Origin of the sequence: Streptomyces xylophagus (assembly GCF_000716435.1) — a bacterium.
In the GTDB taxonomy this organism is placed as follows: domain Bacteria; phylum Actinomycetota; class Actinomycetes; order Streptomycetales; family Streptomycetaceae; genus Streptomyces; species Streptomyces xylophagus.
In genome coordinates this window covers 169,081-186,857 of record NZ_JNWO01000011.1, presented here as the reverse complement: position 1 = coordinate 186,857, position 17,777 = coordinate 169,081, and the positions used below count along the sequence as shown (strand labels likewise).

The following is a 17,777-nucleotide window of genomic DNA, read 5'->3' as shown; positions in this document are numbered from 1 at the left end:
GCACCCCAGGTCGGCTCAGCTCTCGTCGGAGCGGAGCCAGTCGGTGCAGGTGGAACCCACAAGGTTATCACCCTCATAGACCCCGATCTGAACCCCAATGTCATAGATGCCCTGGGAATAGCTGGCCGTGCTGTTCCAGACCTTTTCTGTTCCGTTGCCGTCGTAGTTCGAGTGCCACGGCCACGTGATCAACGCACCGCCCTCATTCTTGCCGACTACCCGAATTTGCACATGGTGGCCATCCGCCTTGGTGTCGGTCAGAGCCAGAATGAGCGGAAGGTCCGTGACGCCGCTGCCCCAACCATTGACCGTCATGGCCCCCGACGCACCAGTGACCGAGCACAGCATGGTGTACGACGCCGCCGAGGCGGGAGTGGCCGACAGTACGACTGTCGTCGCGGCCCCTGCCAAGGCCAAAGAGAGCATCTTCCGTCCGTTTTTCATGCCCATGACATCCCCCATTCCCCAGAGGAGCGCATCAAGCTCTCACGCTCCAACATTTTTCCGACCAAGCTATCCGTAGGCCAGGTCACACAGATTCCATTTAATACACACAGAATCCACAGGGCAACCCTCCAGAACGTTCCGATAAGTGATGATCACCACACATCGAAACGGGTTAACGCCAATAGCCAACCCAGAACCTCATAAATGCCGTAAGGGCGGCAGAAACCTGGAAGAGGAACGAGACCGACCAGGTCGCCAGTCGCGCCCCCCTTCTCACGGCAAGAAGTTTTTGCCGGACGCAACTAGGTGTACGCCGAGGGCCGCCGCACCTGGTGGATGCGACGGCCCATGTTCCACGTGAAACACCCTTCACGGGCGATATGACGGCTAACCGGCTGCACCTCCGAAGATGCCCCCATTGTCATTGCCTCTAGTGCTGCCGGCGGTTTCCGTAGCAGTGGCCGAAACCGTTGGCGAGGACGTCGTACCTCCGTCGGTGCCACCGTCGTCGCTGCACTGGAAACTGAACTGGCAGGAATCGGTCGGCGAAGGTGTCGCGCTCGGCGTCTCGCTGGGCGTTGCGCTCGGGGTATCGCTGGGTGTCTCGCTCGGCGTCACTATGGCCGACGGAGTGGGAGACGGAGCGCCGTCTTCGTTAGACACCTTGTCGATCTTGGTCGCGTCCGGGAAGCCCGGGTCGGACTTGCCCTTCAGGGCGGACTCCATGTACTCGGTCCAGATCGACGTCGGGATGTCACCACCGTGGATGGAGGCAACCCCTGCCGTGCCGTTCATGGAGAGCAGCTCGGCGTCCTTGGGGTTCTCCCTGAACATCGCGATCGACGTCGAGAGCTGCTGGGTGTAACCGACGAACCAGGCCGACTTGTTGCTGTCGGTGGTACCGGTCTTGCCTGCCGCTGCACGGCCCAGAGCCTTCGCGTTCTCCGCCGTACCGTTCTGGATGACGTTCTCCAGAGTGTCCGTGACGTTGTTCGCCACGTTCTCAGGCATCGCCTGCTTGACCGTCGGCTTGGTGAAGCCAGACACCGCCTCTCCATCGTGCTTGATGGAGGTCACCGAGTACGGATCCGCCTGCTTGCCCGAGGCGGCGAACGTCGCGTAGGCATCGGCCATCCGGATCGCGCTGGGCGTGGCGGTACCGATGGCGAACGACGGGTTCAGACCTTGCTTCATGGTCTGGCTCAGAATGCCGGAAGCCTGAGCAACATCGCGTACGCGCGTGAGTCCCACATCCATCCCCAGCTGCACGAACGGCGTGTTGATGGACTGCTCCATCGCCTTGCGCAGGGAGATGTAACCCCAGGCGTGATCGCTCTCGTTGTTCTGGTAAAAGATCGAGCCGTCCTTGTTCAGGACGTTCGAGCCGTCCTGGTTTCTGACCTTGAGATGGTCGTCGCCGTTGTACTTGCTGAGCGGCGAGATACCGACGCCGTCGGTCTTGTACGTGCCATACTCCATGGCCGCGGCGAGCACGAACGGCTTCCAGGTCGAACCCACGGGGACACCCGAGGTGTCGGCGTTGTTGGTGAAGTGGCCGTTCTCGTAGCCGTCGCCGCCGTAAAGGGCGACGATCGCTCCGTCGTTGGGCACCACCGACGCCGCGCCGAACTGGACGTACTTGTCCAGGCTGCGCTTCTTCGGGTCGATGCGATCCTTCTGGATCTTCTTCACGGCCGCGCTCAGTTCGTTGACCTTGTCCTTCTGGAAGGTCGTGTAGATCTGGTAGCCGCCTTGGTCGAACTCGGTCTGCGAGATGTTCGAATGGTTCAGGACGTACTTCTTGGCCGTGTCCACCAGGTAGCTGATCTGGCCGGTCATGCCCTTGGTCGCCTTGAGCCCCTGGGGCATGGGGTACTTCTTGATGGCCGTCTGGTACTCGGCGTCCGTGATGTGCTTGTCGTTGTGCATCTGCTCGAGGATCCAGCTCCAACGAGCCTCGGAGCGCTTGCGGTTGGCAGCGGCAGTCGCCGCAGGATCGATGTTCGTGGCGCCGATCGGGTCGTAGTACGTCGGACCCTTCAACAGGGCCGCCAGGAAGGCGCACTGGCTCGGCGTCAGCTTGACCGCGTCCACTCCGTAGTAGGTCTGCGCGGCGGCCTGTATGCCGTAGGCGCCGCGGCCGTAGTACGAGGTGTTCAGGTAGCCCTGCAGGACCTGCTGCTTGCTGAGCTGCGTGCCCACCTTGATGGAGATGAACATCTCCTTGAACTTACGGGTGACCGTCTGTTCCTGGCTCAGGTAGGTGTTCTTGACGAACTGCTGGGTGATCGTCGAACCACCCTGTGTCTGGCCGCCCTTGGCCATGTTGGCCAGGGCCCGGGCGATACCCATGGGGTCGACGCCGGAGTCCGTGTAGAAGCTCTTGTTCTCGGCCGAGATCACCGACCACTGCATGGCCTTGGGGATCTGGTCGATGGTGATGTTCTGACGGTTCGCCCCGGTGCCCGTGGCGACCATCTGGTCACCGTTGGACCAGTAGTAGACGTTGTTCTGCGACTTGGCCGCGGTGTTCTCGCTGGGGATGCCGACCATCGCGTAGCCGACACCGACGGCGGCCACGAGGCTGCCGAAGAAGAACAGACACAGGCCGGAGACAAGTTTCCAGGAGGGCATCCAGCGGCGCCATCCGTACTTGTCGAAGCGCGGATAGTCGATGAACCGCTTCTTGCCGGGGGCGGGAGCGCGTCCTCTGCCCCGACCGGGTCCGTTGGGACCGCCCGGACCACGACCGGCCGGCTCGGGCCCTCTGCGACGGCCGCCGCCTCTCTGGGCGGCCCGACGGGCTTCGGCACGACTGCCGTACTGGCGCTGCTCATCACCCCCCGAATCAGCGGGGTTCGACCCATACAAATCGGAGGGAGACCCGGTGGTGGCGCCTCGCGGTGCCGCGCGGCGGCCGGAGGTCGGTCCGGGCTGGCCGCGTCGGTCCGCGGCACGTCCGCCTCCCTGCGGCTGCGGCGGTTTGCGACGGTGCTCGCTCATCGAACGATTACTCCTCGGGCAGGCGCATCCGTGCGCGCCTGGAAACGGCGGCTGGTTTCCGGTCCCCCCGAAGTACGGATGTGGTCGGTTCTGCATTCACCCGTACCGCACCGGGGCAGATGACGCCCCCACGCGTCACTTGGTTCCCGGTGGTGTGCATGCCGCACAGACTACGCACCGTCAAAACCTGCTTAGCCCCGAAGTTCACCCCAAATCAGGCAACTTGATTCCAACGAATCAGTGATGTGACGGCGGTCACCATCTCCCCACTTGTCGCATCCGGAAGGCCGTTCTATCGTCTGGATGTATCGAGTCGATACATCAGCTCGGCATAAAGGCCGTCACGGCGGGACCACGGACAGGAAGGAGGCGACGATGAGCCGACGTTCCGGCATCCTCGAGTTCGCCATCCTCGGTCTGCTCCGCGAATCCCCGATGCACGGCTACGAGCTGCGCAAACGACTCAACACGTCACTGGGTGTGTTCCGTGCGTTCAGCTACGGGACGCTTTACCCCTGCCTCAAGACGCTGGTCGCCAACGGCTGGTTGATCGAGGAGACGGGGAACACCCCCGAGGACGCCCTTACCGCCACCCTCGCGGGACGTCGCGCCAAGATCGTCTACCGGTTGACGGCGGAAGGTAAGGAGCACTTCGAGGAGCTGCTCTCGCAGACGGGGCCCGACGCGTACGAGGACGAACATTTCGCCGCTCGTTTCGCCTTCTTCGGGCAGACGTCACGCGACGTACGCATGCGCGTACTGGAGGGTCGCCGCAGCCGGCTGGAGGAGCGTCTCGACAAGATGCGTACCTCCTTGGCGCGGACCCGGGAGCGCCTCGACGACTACACGCTTGAGCTGCAGCGCCACGGAATGGAGTCCGTGGAGCGCGAAGTGCGCTGGCTGAACGAGCTCATCGAGAGCGAGCGAGCCGGACGGGACCTGAAGGGTCCCGCCTCCGGAGGCTCCGCTCAGCAGGACAGCACATCTGGGGAGTCGGGCGGCCTGCCCCGGCTCGGGGGCGCCACCCCCGGGCCGGATCCGTCCGACGAAACCACCACATGAGGTCCAGTCAGGGCCTCACCTCGCACACACAGGGAGCAACCGGAATGGGTTCGGTTCGCGTAGCCATCGTCGGCGTGGGCAACTGCGCCGCCTCACTGGTACAGGGCGTCGAGTACTACAAGGACGCCGATCCGGCGGCCAAGGTGCCCGGTCTGATGCACGTCCAGTTCGGCGAGTACCACGTCGGTGACGTCGAGTTCGTCGCCGCGTTCGACGTCGACGCGAAGAAGGTCGGCCTCGACCTCTCCGACGCCATCGGTGCCAGTGAGAACAACACCATCAAGATCTGCGACGTCCCGAACAAGGGCGTCACGGTCCAGCGCGGTCACACCCTCGACGGCCTGGGCAAGTACTACCGCATGACGATCGAGGAGTCCGACGAGACTCCGGTCGACGTGGTCCAGATCCTCAAGGACAAGCAGGTCGACGTCCTGATCTGCTACCTGCCCGTCGGTTCCGAGGACGCGGCGAAGTTCTACGCCCAGTGCGCCATCGACGCCAAGGTCGCCTTCGTCAACGCCCTCCCGGTCTTCATCGCCGGCACCAAGGAGTGGGCGGACAAGTTCACCGAGGCCGGTGTCCCGATCGTCGGCGACGACATCAAGTCGCAGGTCGGCGCGACCATCACGCACCGTGTGATGGCGAAGCTGTTCGAGGACCGCGGTGTCCGTCTCGAGCGCACGATGCAGCTCAATGTCGGCGGCAACATGGACTTCAAGAACATGTTGGAGCGCGACCGCCTCGAGTCCAAGAAGATCTCGAAGACGCAGGCCGTCACCTCGCAGATCCCGGACCGCGATCTGGGCGAGAAGAACGTCCACATCGGCCCGTCGGACTACGTCCAGTGGCTCGACGACCGCAAGTGGGCGTACGTCCGCCTCGAGGGCCGTGCCTTCGGTGACGTCCCGCTGAACCTGGAGTACAAGCTCGAGGTCTGGGACTCCCCGAACTCCGCGGGTGTCATCATCGACGCCCTGCGCGCCGCGAAGATCGCCAAGGACCGCGGCATCGGCGGCCCGATCCTCTCCGCGTCGAGCTACTTCATGAAGTCCCCGCCGGTCCAGTACTTCGACGACGAGGCGTACGCCAACGTCGAGAAGTTCATCAAGGGCGAGGTCGAGCGCTAGGACCCGCCACCGGTTCGGTCGTCGAGGGTCCCTGAGGCATTCCGCCCGGGGACCTTCCTCGTATGTGAGGCTGTGCCCATGGCCGTCGTCCGTGACCTGCGCATCCTCCTGCGCTTCCAGGGCTTCCGGCGCCTGCTCGCCGTACGACTGCTCTCCCAGGGCGCGGACGGCGTCTACCAGGTCGCACTCGCCGCCTACGTCGTCTTCTCCCCGGAGAAACAGACCTCGGCCGGCGCGATCGCCTCCGCGATGGCGGTACTCCTCCTCCCGTACTCCCTCATCGGCCCCTTCGCCGGCGTCCTCCTGGACCGCTGGCGCCGCCGCCAGGTCTTCCTCTACGGCAACCTGCTGCGCGCCCTGCTGGCCGCGCTGACGGCCGTCCTGATGGTGAGTCACGTCCCGGACTGGCTCTTCTACGTCTCCGCGCTGTGCGTCACCGCCGTCAACCGCTTCGTCCTCGCCGGCCTGTCCGCCGCACTGCCTCGCGTGGTCGACGACGAACGCCTGGTCGTCGCCAACTCCCTTTCCCCCACGGCCGGAACGCTGGCCGCGACCCTGGGCGGCGGCCTCGCCTTCCTCGTACGGCTGCTGGTCGCGGACACCGACGCCGCCGTGGTGCTGCTGGGAGCCGCCCTGTACCTGTGTGCGGCCCTCACCTCGTTGCGCATGGCCCCCGAACTCCTCGGCCCCGACCACGCGTTGCCCCCACCCCGACTGGCCACGGCCCTCGCCGGCACCGCCCGGGACCTGACCGCAGCCGTACGGCATCTCGCCGCACCGCAACGCCGCGAGGCGGTCTGGGCTCTCGGCGCGATGACGCTGATGCGGTTCTGCTACGGCGCCCTGACCGTCCTGCTGTTGATGCTCTGCCGGTACGCCCTGTCGTCGACCCCGGACGACGGACTGCGCCTGCTGGGGCTGGCGTTGGGAGTCTCCGGCGCCGGCTTCTTCGTGGCGGCCGTGCTGACGCCCTGGGCCGCGGGACGGCTCGGCCCCGGCCGCTGGATCGCCGTGTGCGCCGCGGGCGCCGCGGTCCTGGAACCGGCACTCGGCCTCCCCTTCGCCACCGCCCCGATGATGGCGGCGGCCTTCGTCCTGGGCCTGACCACCCAGGGCGCGAAGATCGCCACGGACACGATCGTGCAGTTCTCGGTCGACGACGGCTTCCGCGGCCGGATCTTCTCCGTCTACGACGTGCTGTTCAACGTCGCTTTCGTCGGCGCGGCCGCGATGGCCGCACTGATGCTTCCCCCTGACGGCCGCTCCGTGGTGCTGGTGATCACGGTGGCCGTCGTCTACGGAACAGTTGCTGCGACTATGGCCCACTTTGAGCGCCGGAAAGTGTCACATCACTGACACGGAGTCGCTCTGGCTCACAGCGGTGTCAGTGGGGGCCGGTAGCTTACGTGCGTCTTACTTCGCACCATGTCGCGTGTCCTACCGCGTCATGCGCCCAAGTTCCAGGGGGACCCCAAGTGACTACTCCGCCGCCTCAGAGCCCAAACCCATACGCGCAGGGCCAGCAGCCCTACGGCCAGCCGCAGACGCAGGCTCCCTACCCGCCGCAGGCACAGGCTCAGCAGGCGCCTTACCCGCCTCAGCCCCAGGCTCCGTACCCGCCCCAGGGCGGCTACCCGCAGCAGCCCGGTCAGCCCGGTTTCCCGCCCCAGGGCGCGGCTCCGTACCCTCCGGTCCCGCCGCAGCCGAAGCGCAAGTTCAGCTTCAAGATGATCCGGCTCGCCGTCGTCATCGTGATCGCAGCCGGTGCGGCCATCTTCAGCTACATATCGAGCCAGGACGACGCCGACACCGCCAAGGTCGGCGACTGCATGCACCGCGGCAGCACCAGCGACACCAACCCGGACCTTGAGGTCGTGAAGTGCAGCGACTCGAAGGCCCAGTACGTGGTGCTGGCCAAGATCAGCGGCAAGTACGCCGAGGCGGAGGCCGACGCCAAGTGCTCGGCGGCCGCCAAGGACTTCCAGTACTCGTACACCGAGAGCGGCGACGGCAGTAACTTCCTGCTCTGCCTGAAGGACTACTCGAAGTAAGGCAGATGTGGCGAGGGGCGATGTTTCACGTGAAACATCGCCCCTGATGCTGTCCGGGGTCATGTTTCACGTGAAACATGACCCCGTTCCGCGACCTCAGCTCTCCGAGGCCCACCACTCCTTGAGTGCGGCCACGGCCGCGTCATGCTCCATCGGCCCGTTCTCCAGCCGCAGTTCCAGCAGGAACTTGTACGCCCGGCCGATCGCCGGTCCTGGCGTGATGCCCAGAATCTCCATGATCTGGTTGCCGTCGAGGTCCGGACGGATCGAGTCCAGCTCCTCCTGCTCCTGCAGCTGGGCGATGCGGTCTTCCAGGCCGTCATACGCACGGGACAGGGCGGTGGCCCTGCGCTTGTTCCGTGTAGTGCAGTCCGAGCGGGTCAGCTTGTGGAGGCGGTCGAGGAGCGGGCCGGCGTCACGGACGTACCGGCGGACGGCCGAGTCGGTCCACTCGCCGGTGCCGTAGCCGTGGAAGCGCAGGTGGAGTTCGACGAGACGTGAGACGTCCTTCACGAGGTCGTTCGAGTACTTGAGCTCCAGCATGCGCTTCTTGGTCATCTTCGCGCCGACCACCTCGTGGTGGTGGAAGGAGACCCGGCCGTCCTTCTCGAAGCGGCGGGTGCGCGGCTTGCCGATGTCGTGCAGCAGTGCGGCCAGACGGAGGGTGAGGTCGGGACCGTTCTCCTCCAGTTCCATCGCCTGCTCCAGAACGATCAGCGTGTGTTCGTAGACGTCCTTGTGCCGGTGGTGCTCGTCGCTCTCCAGACGGAGGGCGGGAAGCTCGGGCAGAACGTGGTCGGCGAGTCCGGTGTCGACCAACAGGGTCAGTCCCTTGCGTGGGTTCGCGGAGAGGATCAGCTTGTTCAGCTCGTCCCGCACCCGCTCGGCCGAGACGATCTCGATCCGCCCGGACATCTCCGTCATCGCCGTGACGACCTCGGGAGCGACCTCGAAGTCGAGCTGCGCGGCGAACCGTGCCGCCCGCATCATCCGCAGGGGATCGTCCGAGAAGGACGCCTCAGGGGTGCCCGGGGTCCTCAGCACACGGGCCGCGAGGTCGTCGAGGCCGCCGTGCGGGTCGATGAACTCCTTCTCCGGGAGCGCGACAGCCATCGCATTCACGGTGAAGTCACGCCGGACGAGATCCTCCTCGATCGAGTCGCCGTACGACACCTCGGGCTTGCGCGAGGTCCGGTCGTACGCCTCCGAGCGGTACGTGGTCACCTCGATCAGGTAGCCGTCCTTCTGCGCGCCCACCGTGCCGAAGGCGATCCCGACCTCCCACACGGCGTCCGCCCACGGGCGGACGATCTTCAGTACGTCCTCGGGCCGCGCGTCCGTCGTGAAGTCCAGGTCATTGCCGAGCCGGGCGAGCAACGCGTCCCGGACCGAGCCGCCGACCAGGGCGAGGGAGAACCCGGCCTCCTGGAAACGGCGGGCGAGGTCGTCGGCGACGGGAGCCACCCGCAGCAGTTCACTCACCGCGCGGTGCTGCACCTGGCTCAGGGCACTGGGGTTGTCTTCGTTGGCGTTCGGCACAACAGAAAAGGGTACGTGGCCCGGGCCACCGCGAGCGCCTCCATTAAATACGCACGGACACGTACGCCGATACCAGCGCAAACACTGCCCTTGTGACGTACAGGAGTTCTCCCCTTTATACGCGCACATACAGGACGGTCCGGTGCTGTTCTCCGATCTTGTGGAGCAGTCCGCGGCACTTCCCCTCAGCGCGCATCGTTACCATGCGTGGACGCACATTGCGACGACCACTGACGATGACGAGGACGGGCGAGCGCGTGGCCGAGGCGGCAGACTTCCAGGGGACGAGTCCCTCACCTGCCCGCCGGTGGCTGCGGCGCACCGGCGCACTGCTCGCCGGGGCGCCTCTGCTGGCCGGCCTCCTCCAGCTGTCCGCCGCCGCGCCCGCGGGTGCGGTCGAGCAGACGTCCGCGCAGGCCGCCTCCGGCTCGCAGACGGTGTCGGTCTCCGTGGACACCTTCAGCCCTAGCATCCCCACGGACGGGGACACGCTGACCATCTCCGGGACGGTGACGAACAACGGCAAGCAGGCGGTCACCGGCGCCCACGTGGGCCTGCGCCTGGGACAGGTACTGAGCACCCGTTCGGCGATCGACACCGTCGCCAAGCGCACCGACTACGTCCAGGGCGTCGACGGCTCAGAGATCGGCGACAAGTACACCGAGAAGTTCGCCAAGCTCACTCCGGGCGTCGCCGAGCCCTTCACACTCTCCGTACCGGTCGACAAGCTGGACCTCGGCGACGACGGCGTCTATCCGCTCGGTGTCTCGCTCTCCGGCCAGACCTCCGCGCAGCCGTGGGAGCAGGTGCTGGGCATCCAGCGGACGTTCCTGCCGTGGCAGCCCGACGAGGCGGACACGAAGACGAAGACGACGTATCTCTGGCCGCTCGTCTCCGGCGTCCACATGACGGCGCAGACGGGTTCCAACGAGCAGCAGACGCCGGTCTTCCTCAACGACGACCTCGCCAAGGAGATCGCCCCGGGCGGTCGGCTCGACCAGATGCTGTCGCTGGGCAAGGATCTCGACGTCACCTGGGTGATCGACCCGGACCTGCTGGCCTCGGTGGACGCGATGACCCGTAGCTACAAGATCCAGGGAGACGGCGACACCACGACGACGGGCACCCACCAGGCGGTCGCCAAGGCGTGGCTGGCCGAGCTGCAGTCGGCGGTGGCGGACAAGGAGGTCGTCGCCCTCCCGTTCGCCGACCCCGACCTGGCGTCCCTCGCCCACAACGGCACCAGCGTCACCGGCTCCCTGAGTCACCTCAAGGACGCCACGGACGTCGCCGCGACCACTGTGGAGACGGTGCTCCACGTGACGCCGACCACGGACTTCGCGTGGCCGGTGAGCGGTGCGGTGGACCCGTCGATCATCAAGGTCGCCACCTCGGCCGGCGCCGACAAGGTGATCGCCCGCAGCGACAGCCTCCAGGAGACCGGCGGTCTGCCGTACACGCCCTCCGCGGCCCGCCCCATCGGCGGCGGCACGACGGCGGTGGTCGCGGACGCACGGCTCTCCACGGCGTTCGAGGGGGACCTGGCGAAGGCTGGCGCCGCCACGCTCGCCGAGCAGAAGTTCCTCGCCCAGAGCCTGACGCTCGACCTGCAGTCGGACAAGCAGCGCAGCATCGTCGTCGCCCCGCAGCGGATGCCCACCGCGAGCCAGGCCCAGACGATGGCCGAGGCGCTGACGACCCTCCAGGGCAGCACGTGGTTCGAGTCGCAGGATCTCGCCGCGGCGGCCAAGGCCAAGCCGGACCCGGGCGCCACCACGAAGGTCCCGTCGTCGTCCGCGTACCCCTCCTCGCTGCGCAAGCAGGAACTGCCGAAGTCGGCCTTCGAGGAAATCGCGAGCACTCAGGACAAGCTCGACAACTTCCGGGTGATCCTCAGCGACGAGTCCCGGGTGGTGACCCCCTTCGGGCGGGCCATCAACCGCGAGATGTCCACGTCGTGGCGCGGCCGGGCAGGCGAGGCGGAGAACTTCCGCCAGAGCGTGCTGGATTACCTCGAAGACCTCACCAACCAGGTCAAACTGATCGACAAGTCCGAGACCAAGCTCTCGGGCCGCAGCGCCACGATCCCCGTGACCGTGCAGAACAACCTGGTGCAGGGCGTCAACCACCTGGTCCTGCGTCTCACCTCGACGAGCCCGACGCGACTCAAGATCGGCGGCAAGGCCTACTGGGAGCAGCCGGTCACGGTCAACGGCGGCCACAGCCAGTCGGTGAAGTTCACCACGTCCGCCAACGCCAACGGCAAGGTGGAAGTGCTCGCCCAGCTCTACACGGAGGACGGCCAGGAGTACGGGCAGGCCGTCCGATTCGACGTGAAGGTCACCGAGGTCACCGCCACGGTGATGCTGGTCATCGGCGGCGGCGTCCTGCTGCTCGTCCTCGCCGGCTTCCGGATGTACACCCACCGCAAGCGCGCCGTCGCCCGCCAGGCCGAGCAGGAGGGTCCCGACGGGCCCGACGACGGAGCGGCCGAAGAACCCGACGGCCCGGAGAACCCGGCGGGCCCCCAGGACCGTCTCAAGGAGGAGTCCGGCACTCCGTCCCGGGCAGACGACCCGGAGCACCCGAGTGACCCGACACCGGACACCGCACCGGAAAGCGCCGACCCGTCCGGCACGGGTGAGAGAGTGGACCGTTGAGCGATGTCGTGGCCGGTGGGCCCGGGGACGATGAGGTGGGGTAACCATGAACGCGCCGTACGACGGTGACCGCGGTCAGGGCGCGGGCAGCTCGGGCTACCCCGAGGGTCCGCCGCCCGAACACGCGCAGGTGCCGCCGCAGCCCCCCGCGGACATGTACCTCCAGGACGCCTACGACCAGGACCCCTACCGGGCACAGGATCTCTCCGCCCAGGACCCGGTCGCCGAGGCGCTCTACGACCGCGCCGCGCACCCTCCGCCGCCTCCGGGCACGTACCAGCCGCAGCCCCCGCTCTACGCACAGCCGCCCCAGTCCCCGTACGCTCCCGACCCCCGTGTGTGGGCGCAGACCCCGGCGCCTGAACCGGAGGGACCGACCCAGTACCTGCCGTACGGCGACGACGCCCGGACGACCCAGTTCGTGGGCGTCGACGACCTGGTGACCGGAGCCGGCGAGGAGCACCACGAGCCGGACGCCTTCGCTCACCTCTTCCGGGACCAGGGCCAGGGCGGCGGCCGTTCGCCGATGGAGTCCCCGGCGGTCCCCGGCCCGTCCCCGGCACCGCCCTCGGGTCAGGCACCCACCGCACCGTTCCCGGCACCGATGTCCGACGCCACGATGCAGCTCACCCCGACGGCGCCGGCGCCCGCGGCGGCTCCCGCTTCGGCGAAGGGCGGTCGGGCCACAGGGCTGTTGAAGTCGAGTGCCGTGATGGCGGCGGGCACGATGGTCTCCCGCCTGACGGGCTTCGTCCGCTCCGCGCTGATCGTCTCGGCACTGGGCCTCGGCCTGCTCGGTGACTCTTTCCAGGTCGCCTACCAGTTGCCGACCATGATCTACATCCTGACTGTCGGCGGTGGCCTCAACTCGGTCTTTGTGCCCCAGTTGGTGCGCGCCATGAAAGACGACGAGGACGGAGGCGAGGCCTTCGCCAACCGCCTGCTGACCCTTGTCGTGGTGGCCCTCGGTGGCCTCACCGTCCTCGCGATGTTCGCGGCGCCACTCCTGGTGCGCATGCTCTCGACATCGGTCGCCAACGACCCCGCCGCGAGCGAAGTCGCCGTCACCTTCACCCGCTACTTCCTGCCCTCGATCTTCTTCATGGGCATCCACGTGGTGATGGGCCAGATCCTCAACGCCCGCGGCAGGTTCGGCGCGATGATGTGGACCCCGGTCCTGAACAACATCGTCATCATCGTGACGCTGGGCATGTTCATCTGGGTCTATGGCACCGCCGGCACCTCGGGCATGACCGCCGGGAACATTCCGCCGGAGGGCCAACGACTCCTGGGAATCGGCGTTCTCCTCGGGCTCGTCGTGCAGTCCCTGGCGATGATCCCGTATCTGCGGGAGACGGGATTCCGGCTACGACTGCGTTTCGACTGGAAGGGCCACGGCCTCGGCAAAGCCGCGATGCTCGCCAAGTGGACAGTCCTCTTCGTCCTCGCCAACCAAGCGGGCGCCATGGTTGTCACGCAGTTGTCCACCGCCTCCGGCAAGGACTCCGGCGTCTTGGGCACCGGCTTTGCCGCCTACGCCAACGCCCAGCTCATCTGGGGTCTGCCGCAGGCCATCATCACCGTCTCCTTGATGGCCGCCCTGTTGCCTCGTATCTCGCGCTCGGCCGCCGAGGGCGACGGCGGAGCCGTCCGCGACGACATCTCCCAGGGACTGCGTACGACCGCCGTCGCCATCGTGCCCATCGCCTTCGGGCTCCTCGCCCTGGGTATCCCGATGTGCACCCTGATCTTCGGCTCCTCGGGCACCAGTTCAGCCACGAACATGGGCTTCATGCTGATGGCCTTCGCCCTCGGCCTGATCCCGTACTCGGTGCAATACGTCGTCCTGCGTGCCTTCTACGCCTACGAGGACACCCGGACGCCCTTCTACAACACCGTCATCGTGGCCGCGGTCAACGCGGGCGCCTCGGCGGTCTGCTACTTCGTGCTCCCGGCCCGCTGGGCCGTGGTCGGCATGGCCGCCTCGTACGGCCTCGCGTACGCGATCGGTGTCGGCGTCGCCTGGAACCGGCTGCGCAAGCGGCTGGACGGCGACCTGGACGGCGCTCGCGTACTGCGGACGTACGCTCGGCTCGGTATCGCCTCCGTACCGGCCGCACTGCTCAGTGGTGCGGTCGTCTACGGGATCGGACATACGCTCGGCCAGGGGGTCGTCGGCTCGTTCGCGGCGCTTCTGGTGGGCGGTGCTGTACTGCTCGGAATCTTCTACGTCGCCGCCCGGCGCATGCGCATCGAGGAGCTCAACTCCCTCGTCGGCATGGTGCGCGGGCGCTTGGGGCGCTGAGGCGGGGGCACACGCACAACCATCGTCCGCCGCTGTGTGTCGTGCATAGCGGCAGACTGTGGGCACAATTGGTTTCGGCGTCGGACAGCGTGCAACGGATGGGGAGGCAGGAGCGACGGTGGCGGAACGGAGCACGGCTGCCGTCGACGTGGCAGACAACAGCGGCGACGAGCCGCTGACCGCCAAGGCGGACCAGTCCACGGCCGACGGGGTGGCCCAGAACCCGGAGCGGGACACGGAGAGCGACAAGGCACAGGGGAGCGGCGGGATCGAGGGAACCGAGAAGGCCTCACCTCCCGAACTGCACAGCGGTCACAAGCTCGCCAGACGGTATCGCCTCGAAGAGTGCGTCACCCGTCTGGACGGCTTCAGCAGTTGGCGTGCGGTGGACGAGAAACTCCGTCGTGCGGTCGGCGTCCACATCCTGCCCGCGGACCATGCGCGGGCCCGTTCCGTGCTGGCCGCGGCCCGTTCCTCGGCGCTGCTGGGTGATCCCCGCTTCGTCCAGGTCCTGGACGCCGTGGAGGAGAACGACCTCGTCTACGTCGTGCACGAATGGCTGCCCGACGCCACGGAACTGACGGCGCTTCTGGCCCCCGGCCCGCTGGAGGTGCACGACGCCTACCAGATGGTCAGTCAGATCGCCTCTGCCATGGCAGCAGCGCACCGCGAGGGCCTCGCCCATCTGCGCCTGAACCCGAACGCCGTGCTGCGCACCTCGTCCGGCCAGTGGCGCATCCGTGGTCTGGCCGTCAACGCCGCGCTGCGCGGCATCAGTTCGGACACCCCGCAGCGCACGGACACGGAGGCGATCGGCGCCCTGCTGTACGCGGCGCTCACCCAGCGCTGGCCGTACGAGAGCGACGCCTACGGCCTGTCCGGGCTGCCCAAGGGCGTCGGTCTCATCGCCCCCGACCAAGTGCGCGCCGGAGTCCACCGCGGTCTGTCGGAGCTCGCCATGCGCGCGCTCGCCAATGACGGTGCCACGGCCTCACGGCACGAAGCGGCGTGCACCACGCCGGAGGAGCTGGTGAAGGCGATCGGTGAGATGCCCCGCATCCGGCCGCCGGAGCCAACGTTCACCGCACCGCCCGAGTACCAGCGCACGACGTACCAACAGGGCACGTACGGCCGCCCCGCACCGCATCCCGGCGCCACGCGAGCCGTACCGACCCCGCCGGCCCCACTGCAGAGCCGCACCGGCAAGGCCCTCAAGTGGGCAGTGTCCGCGCTGCTGATCGCCGCGCTGGGCCTGGGCAGTTGGCAGCTCGCGGACGCGCTCATGGACCAGGGCAACAAGTCCGACGACACGAAGCAGACGCAGACGACGGACGGGAACGACAAGAGCGGCGACAAGACCAAGCCGGTCAAGACGCTCGCGATCCAGGGTGCCCAGGAGTTCGTGGCGAAGGGCGACGCCCAGCATCCGAACGACGTCGACAAGACGTACGACGGCAACGCGTCGACGTACTGGCGGACCTCCAGCTTCATAGGGGGCCCGGTGCTCGCGCCGTACAAGCCGGGCGTGGGCATCGTCTACGACCTCGGTTCGGCCCAGGACGTCTCCACGGCGACCATAGGGCTCTACTACAGCGGCGATCACACGACGGTGAAGCTCTACGCGGCCGACTCGTTGTCGCCCTCCTCGCTGGACTCGATGACGCAGATCGGCAGCGTCACCACGACGGGGACCAGTGCGACGGTGAAGGTCACCAAGCACGTGAAGAGCCGGTACGTTCTTGTCTGGCTCACCGCTCTGCCGCATGCGGCCGGCGACCAGTACAGCGACGCCGGCTACAAGCAGGCCATCACCGACGTGAAGTTCACGGGCTGACGTCTCACCGGAGGGGGAGGGGGTCCGATGGCGGAAGGCGCCGGATACGACGGAACGAGCGATCAAGATCTGCTCGCCCGCCATGTCGAAGGCGACCCGGACGCCTTCGGTGAGCTCGTACGGCGCCACCGGGACCGGCTCTGGGCCGTGGCCCTCCGCACGCTGGGAGACCGCGAGGAGGCCGCTGACGCGGTCCAGGACGCCCTCGTCTCCGCCTACCGGGCCGCCCACACCTTCCGCGGCCAGTCGGCCGTCACGACCTGGCTGCACCGGATCACCGTGAACGCCTGCCTGGACCGCGCCCGCAAGGCCGCCTCCAGGAAGACCTCCCCGGTCGACGACACCGAACGCCTCGAACAACTCCTGGAACCGCACGAGTCGGCTGCCGCTCCCGCCGAACGCAACGACCTGAACCGCCAGCTGCTGGAAGCCCTGGGCACGCTCCCGCCCGACCAGCGCGCCGCCCTCGTCCTGGTGGACATGCAGGGCTACCCCGTCGCCGAGGCCGCCCGCATGCTCGATGTGCCGACCGGCACGGTCAAGAGCCGCTGCGCCCGCGGAAGAGCCAGACTGCTGCCGTTGCTCACGCATCTACGGCCGGAAAGAGCCGGTGACGGCAACGAACCGGGCGCAGGACGGAACCGGGCGCAGGGGGCATCCGTCCCACCGGCAGCGGGACCTCGGGACTCGGATCCCGAGGATGCAGGGCCGAGCGATTCAGCTGCTGTGAAGGGCGGAGGTGGGCGAGCGTGACATCCACGACAGACACGACCGGGCACCCGGACGTCGCGGAGATCTCCGACCTCACCGAGGGCCTTCTCCCGCCGTCCAGGACAGCGGAGGTACAACGGCATCTGGACGAGTGCGAACTCTGCGCGGACGTCCACGACTCGCTGGAGGAGATCCGGGAACTGCTGGGCGCCCTTCCAGGCCCACCACGTATGCCCGCCGAGATCGCGGGCCGTATCGACGCAGCCCTCGCCGCGGAGGCCCTGCTGGGTGCCACCGCCCCCGAGTCCCTGTCCACGTCGACGTTGGTGAGTGCGTCCCGGGTCACGTCGGGTGAGGACCACGAGGGCACCGAGGCGCATGTTTCACGTGAAACATCGTCTGCCGCGGACAGGCCGTCAGGACGTGCGCACGCGGCGACCGGCCCCGGACGCAAAGACCGGAATCGCGGCGGACGTCGCGGGAGGATCGTCCTGGGAGCCGTGTTCACCGCTGCCGTTCTGGGAGCCGGCTCTCTCTTCATCCAGTCGCTGGGCGACCACAAGTCGTCCGACGCGGCTCAGGGGAACCCGACCAGCTCCGCGGACTTGTTCTCCAAGGAGAAGCTGGAGAACCAGGTCACGGATCTTCTCTCCACCAAGACGGCCACGAGTCAGGGCATCGGCGGCGATTTGAATGCCGCATCCGAGCCCAGTGGCAGGGGGTCCTCCATCAAGACTCATGACACCATCAAGGTCGCACCTTCCGGCTCCGTCCCGGAATGCATCCGGCAGGGCATCAACCGCGGCAACACGGATGTCCTCGGTGCCAAGAAGGGCACTTACAACGGCACTGCCGCATATCTCGTGGTGCTGCCCGACGCTTCTGACGTCAGCCGGGTCACGGCCTACGTCGTCGACGCGGCCTGTGTGAGCCGGAAAACGTCCACCCCTGGCAAGGTCCTTCTGACGCGGTCATACGCGCGTTCCTGACCACGGACGTCTCATCTCCGGTCGGCGCGGTACTTCCCCACCATGTTGT

At 67.2% G+C, this 17,777-nt stretch carries 12 protein-coding genes; 9 read left to right on the top strand and 3 right to left on the bottom strand.

What is annotated here, in order from left to right; translation table 11 throughout:
* Window positions 1-15: 15 nt before the first annotated feature.
* Window positions 16-450: a hypothetical protein gene (locus tag OO70_RS25645; RefSeq protein WP_158711514.1), complete on the bottom strand. Its 435-nt coding sequence runs from the start codon at window positions 448-450 to the stop codon at window positions 16-18.
* Between the two features lie 384 nt (window positions 451-834).
* On the bottom strand, window positions 835-3,081 hold the full coding sequence (locus OO70_RS25640; RefSeq protein WP_043676058.1) for a transglycosylase domain-containing protein: 2,247 nt from the start codon (window positions 3,079-3,081) through the stop codon (window positions 835-837).
* A gap of 744 nt (window positions 3,082-3,825) precedes the next feature.
* On the opposite strand from OO70_RS25640, the gene OO70_RS25635 reads away from it, so the two are divergent.
* The 4 genes from OO70_RS25635 to OO70_RS25620 all read left to right on the top strand — a co-directional run bounded on the left by OO70_RS25635 (window position 3,826) and on the right by OO70_RS25620 (window position 7,690).
* Window positions 3,826-4,512, top strand: coding sequence for a PadR family transcriptional regulator (locus OO70_RS25635; protein ID WP_033285749.1), 687 nt, complete (start codon window positions 3,826-3,828; stop codon window positions 4,510-4,512).
* A gap of 44 nt (window positions 4,513-4,556) precedes the next feature.
* A complete protein-coding gene (locus OO70_RS25630; protein WP_019055136.1) occupies window positions 4,557-5,639 on the top strand; it encodes an inositol-3-phosphate synthase in 1,083 nt (360 codons plus the stop codon).
* A 78-nt stretch (window positions 5,640-5,717) separates the two neighbouring features.
* Window positions 5,718-6,995, top strand: a complete 1,278-nt coding sequence (locus OO70_RS25625; RefSeq protein WP_043676054.1) for an MFS transporter — start codon at window positions 5,718-5,720, stop codon at window positions 6,993-6,995.
* Window positions 6,996-7,114: 119 nt separating this feature from the next.
* Window positions 7,115-7,690 (top strand): LppU/SCO3897 family protein, encoded by a 576-nt coding sequence (locus tag OO70_RS25620; RefSeq protein ID WP_043676051.1) that lies wholly within the window; start codon window positions 7,115-7,117, stop codon window positions 7,688-7,690.
* Between the two features lie 96 nt (window positions 7,691-7,786).
* On the opposite strand, the gene OO70_RS25615 is transcribed toward OO70_RS25620, so the two are convergent.
* Window positions 7,787-9,229 carry a CCA tRNA nucleotidyltransferase gene (locus OO70_RS25615; RefSeq protein ID WP_043676048.1) on the bottom strand — a complete coding sequence of 481 codons (1,443 nt, stop codon included), beginning with the start codon at window positions 9,227-9,229 and terminating at the stop codon, window positions 7,787-7,789.
* 257 nt (window positions 9,230-9,486) lie between these two features.
* On the opposite strand from OO70_RS25615, the gene OO70_RS25610 reads away from it, so the two are divergent.
* The 5 genes from OO70_RS25610 (at window position 9,487) to OO70_RS25590 (ending at window position 17,728) form a co-directional block, all read left to right on the top strand.
* Window positions 9,487-11,889 (top strand): DUF6049 family protein, encoded by a 2,403-nt coding sequence (locus OO70_RS25610; protein WP_043676044.1) that lies wholly within the window; start codon window positions 9,487-9,489, stop codon window positions 11,887-11,889.
* 46 nt (window positions 11,890-11,935) lie between these two features.
* On the top strand, window positions 11,936-14,194 hold the full coding sequence (murJ, locus tag OO70_RS25605) for a murein biosynthesis integral membrane protein MurJ (RefSeq protein ID WP_043676041.1): 2,259 nt from the start codon (window positions 11,936-11,938) through the stop codon (window positions 14,192-14,194).
* Between the two features lie 118 nt (window positions 14,195-14,312).
* Entirely contained in the window at window positions 14,313-16,028 is a 1,716-nt protein-coding gene (locus tag OO70_RS25600) for a protein kinase family protein (protein WP_043676038.1), read from the top strand.
* A gap of 27 nt (window positions 16,029-16,055) precedes the next feature.
* On the top strand, window positions 16,056-16,781 hold the full coding sequence (gene sigM, locus OO70_RS25595) for an RNA polymerase sigma factor SigM (RefSeq protein ID WP_043676036.1): 726 nt from the start codon (window positions 16,056-16,058) through the stop codon (window positions 16,779-16,781).
* Window positions 16,778-17,728 carry an anti-sigma factor family protein gene (locus OO70_RS25590; protein ID WP_043676034.1) on the top strand — a complete coding sequence of 317 codons (951 nt, stop codon included), beginning with the start codon at window positions 16,778-16,780 and terminating at the stop codon, window positions 17,726-17,728. Before sigM ends, OO70_RS25590 begins: the two co-directional genes overlap by 4 nt.
* The last annotated feature ends 49 nt before the right edge of the window (window positions 17,729-17,777 follow it).

Coding starts and splice junctions, on each gene's coding strand:
- OO70_RS25630 (WP_019055136.1), top strand. CDS start 4,557: ATGGGTTCGGTTCGCGTAGCCATCGTCGGCGTGGGCAACTGCGCCGCC.
- OO70_RS25645 (WP_158711514.1), bottom strand. CDS start 450: ATGGGCATGAAAAACGGACGGAAGATGCTCTCTTTGGCCTTGGCAGGG.
- OO70_RS25625 (WP_043676054.1), top strand. CDS start 5,718: ATGGCCGTCGTCCGTGACCTGCGCATCCTCCTGCGCTTCCAGGGCTTC.
- OO70_RS25640 (WP_043676058.1), bottom strand. CDS start 3,081: ATGCCCTCCTGGAAACTTGTCTCCGGCCTGTGTCTGTTCTTCTTCGGC.
- OO70_RS25635 (WP_033285749.1), top strand. CDS start 3,826: ATGAGCCGACGTTCCGGCATCCTCGAGTTCGCCATCCTCGGTCTGCTC.
- murJ (WP_043676041.1), top strand. CDS start 11,936: ATGAACGCGCCGTACGACGGTGACCGCGGTCAGGGCGCGGGCAGCTCG.
- sigM (WP_043676036.1), top strand. CDS start 16,056: ATGGCGGAAGGCGCCGGATACGACGGAACGAGCGATCAAGATCTGCTC.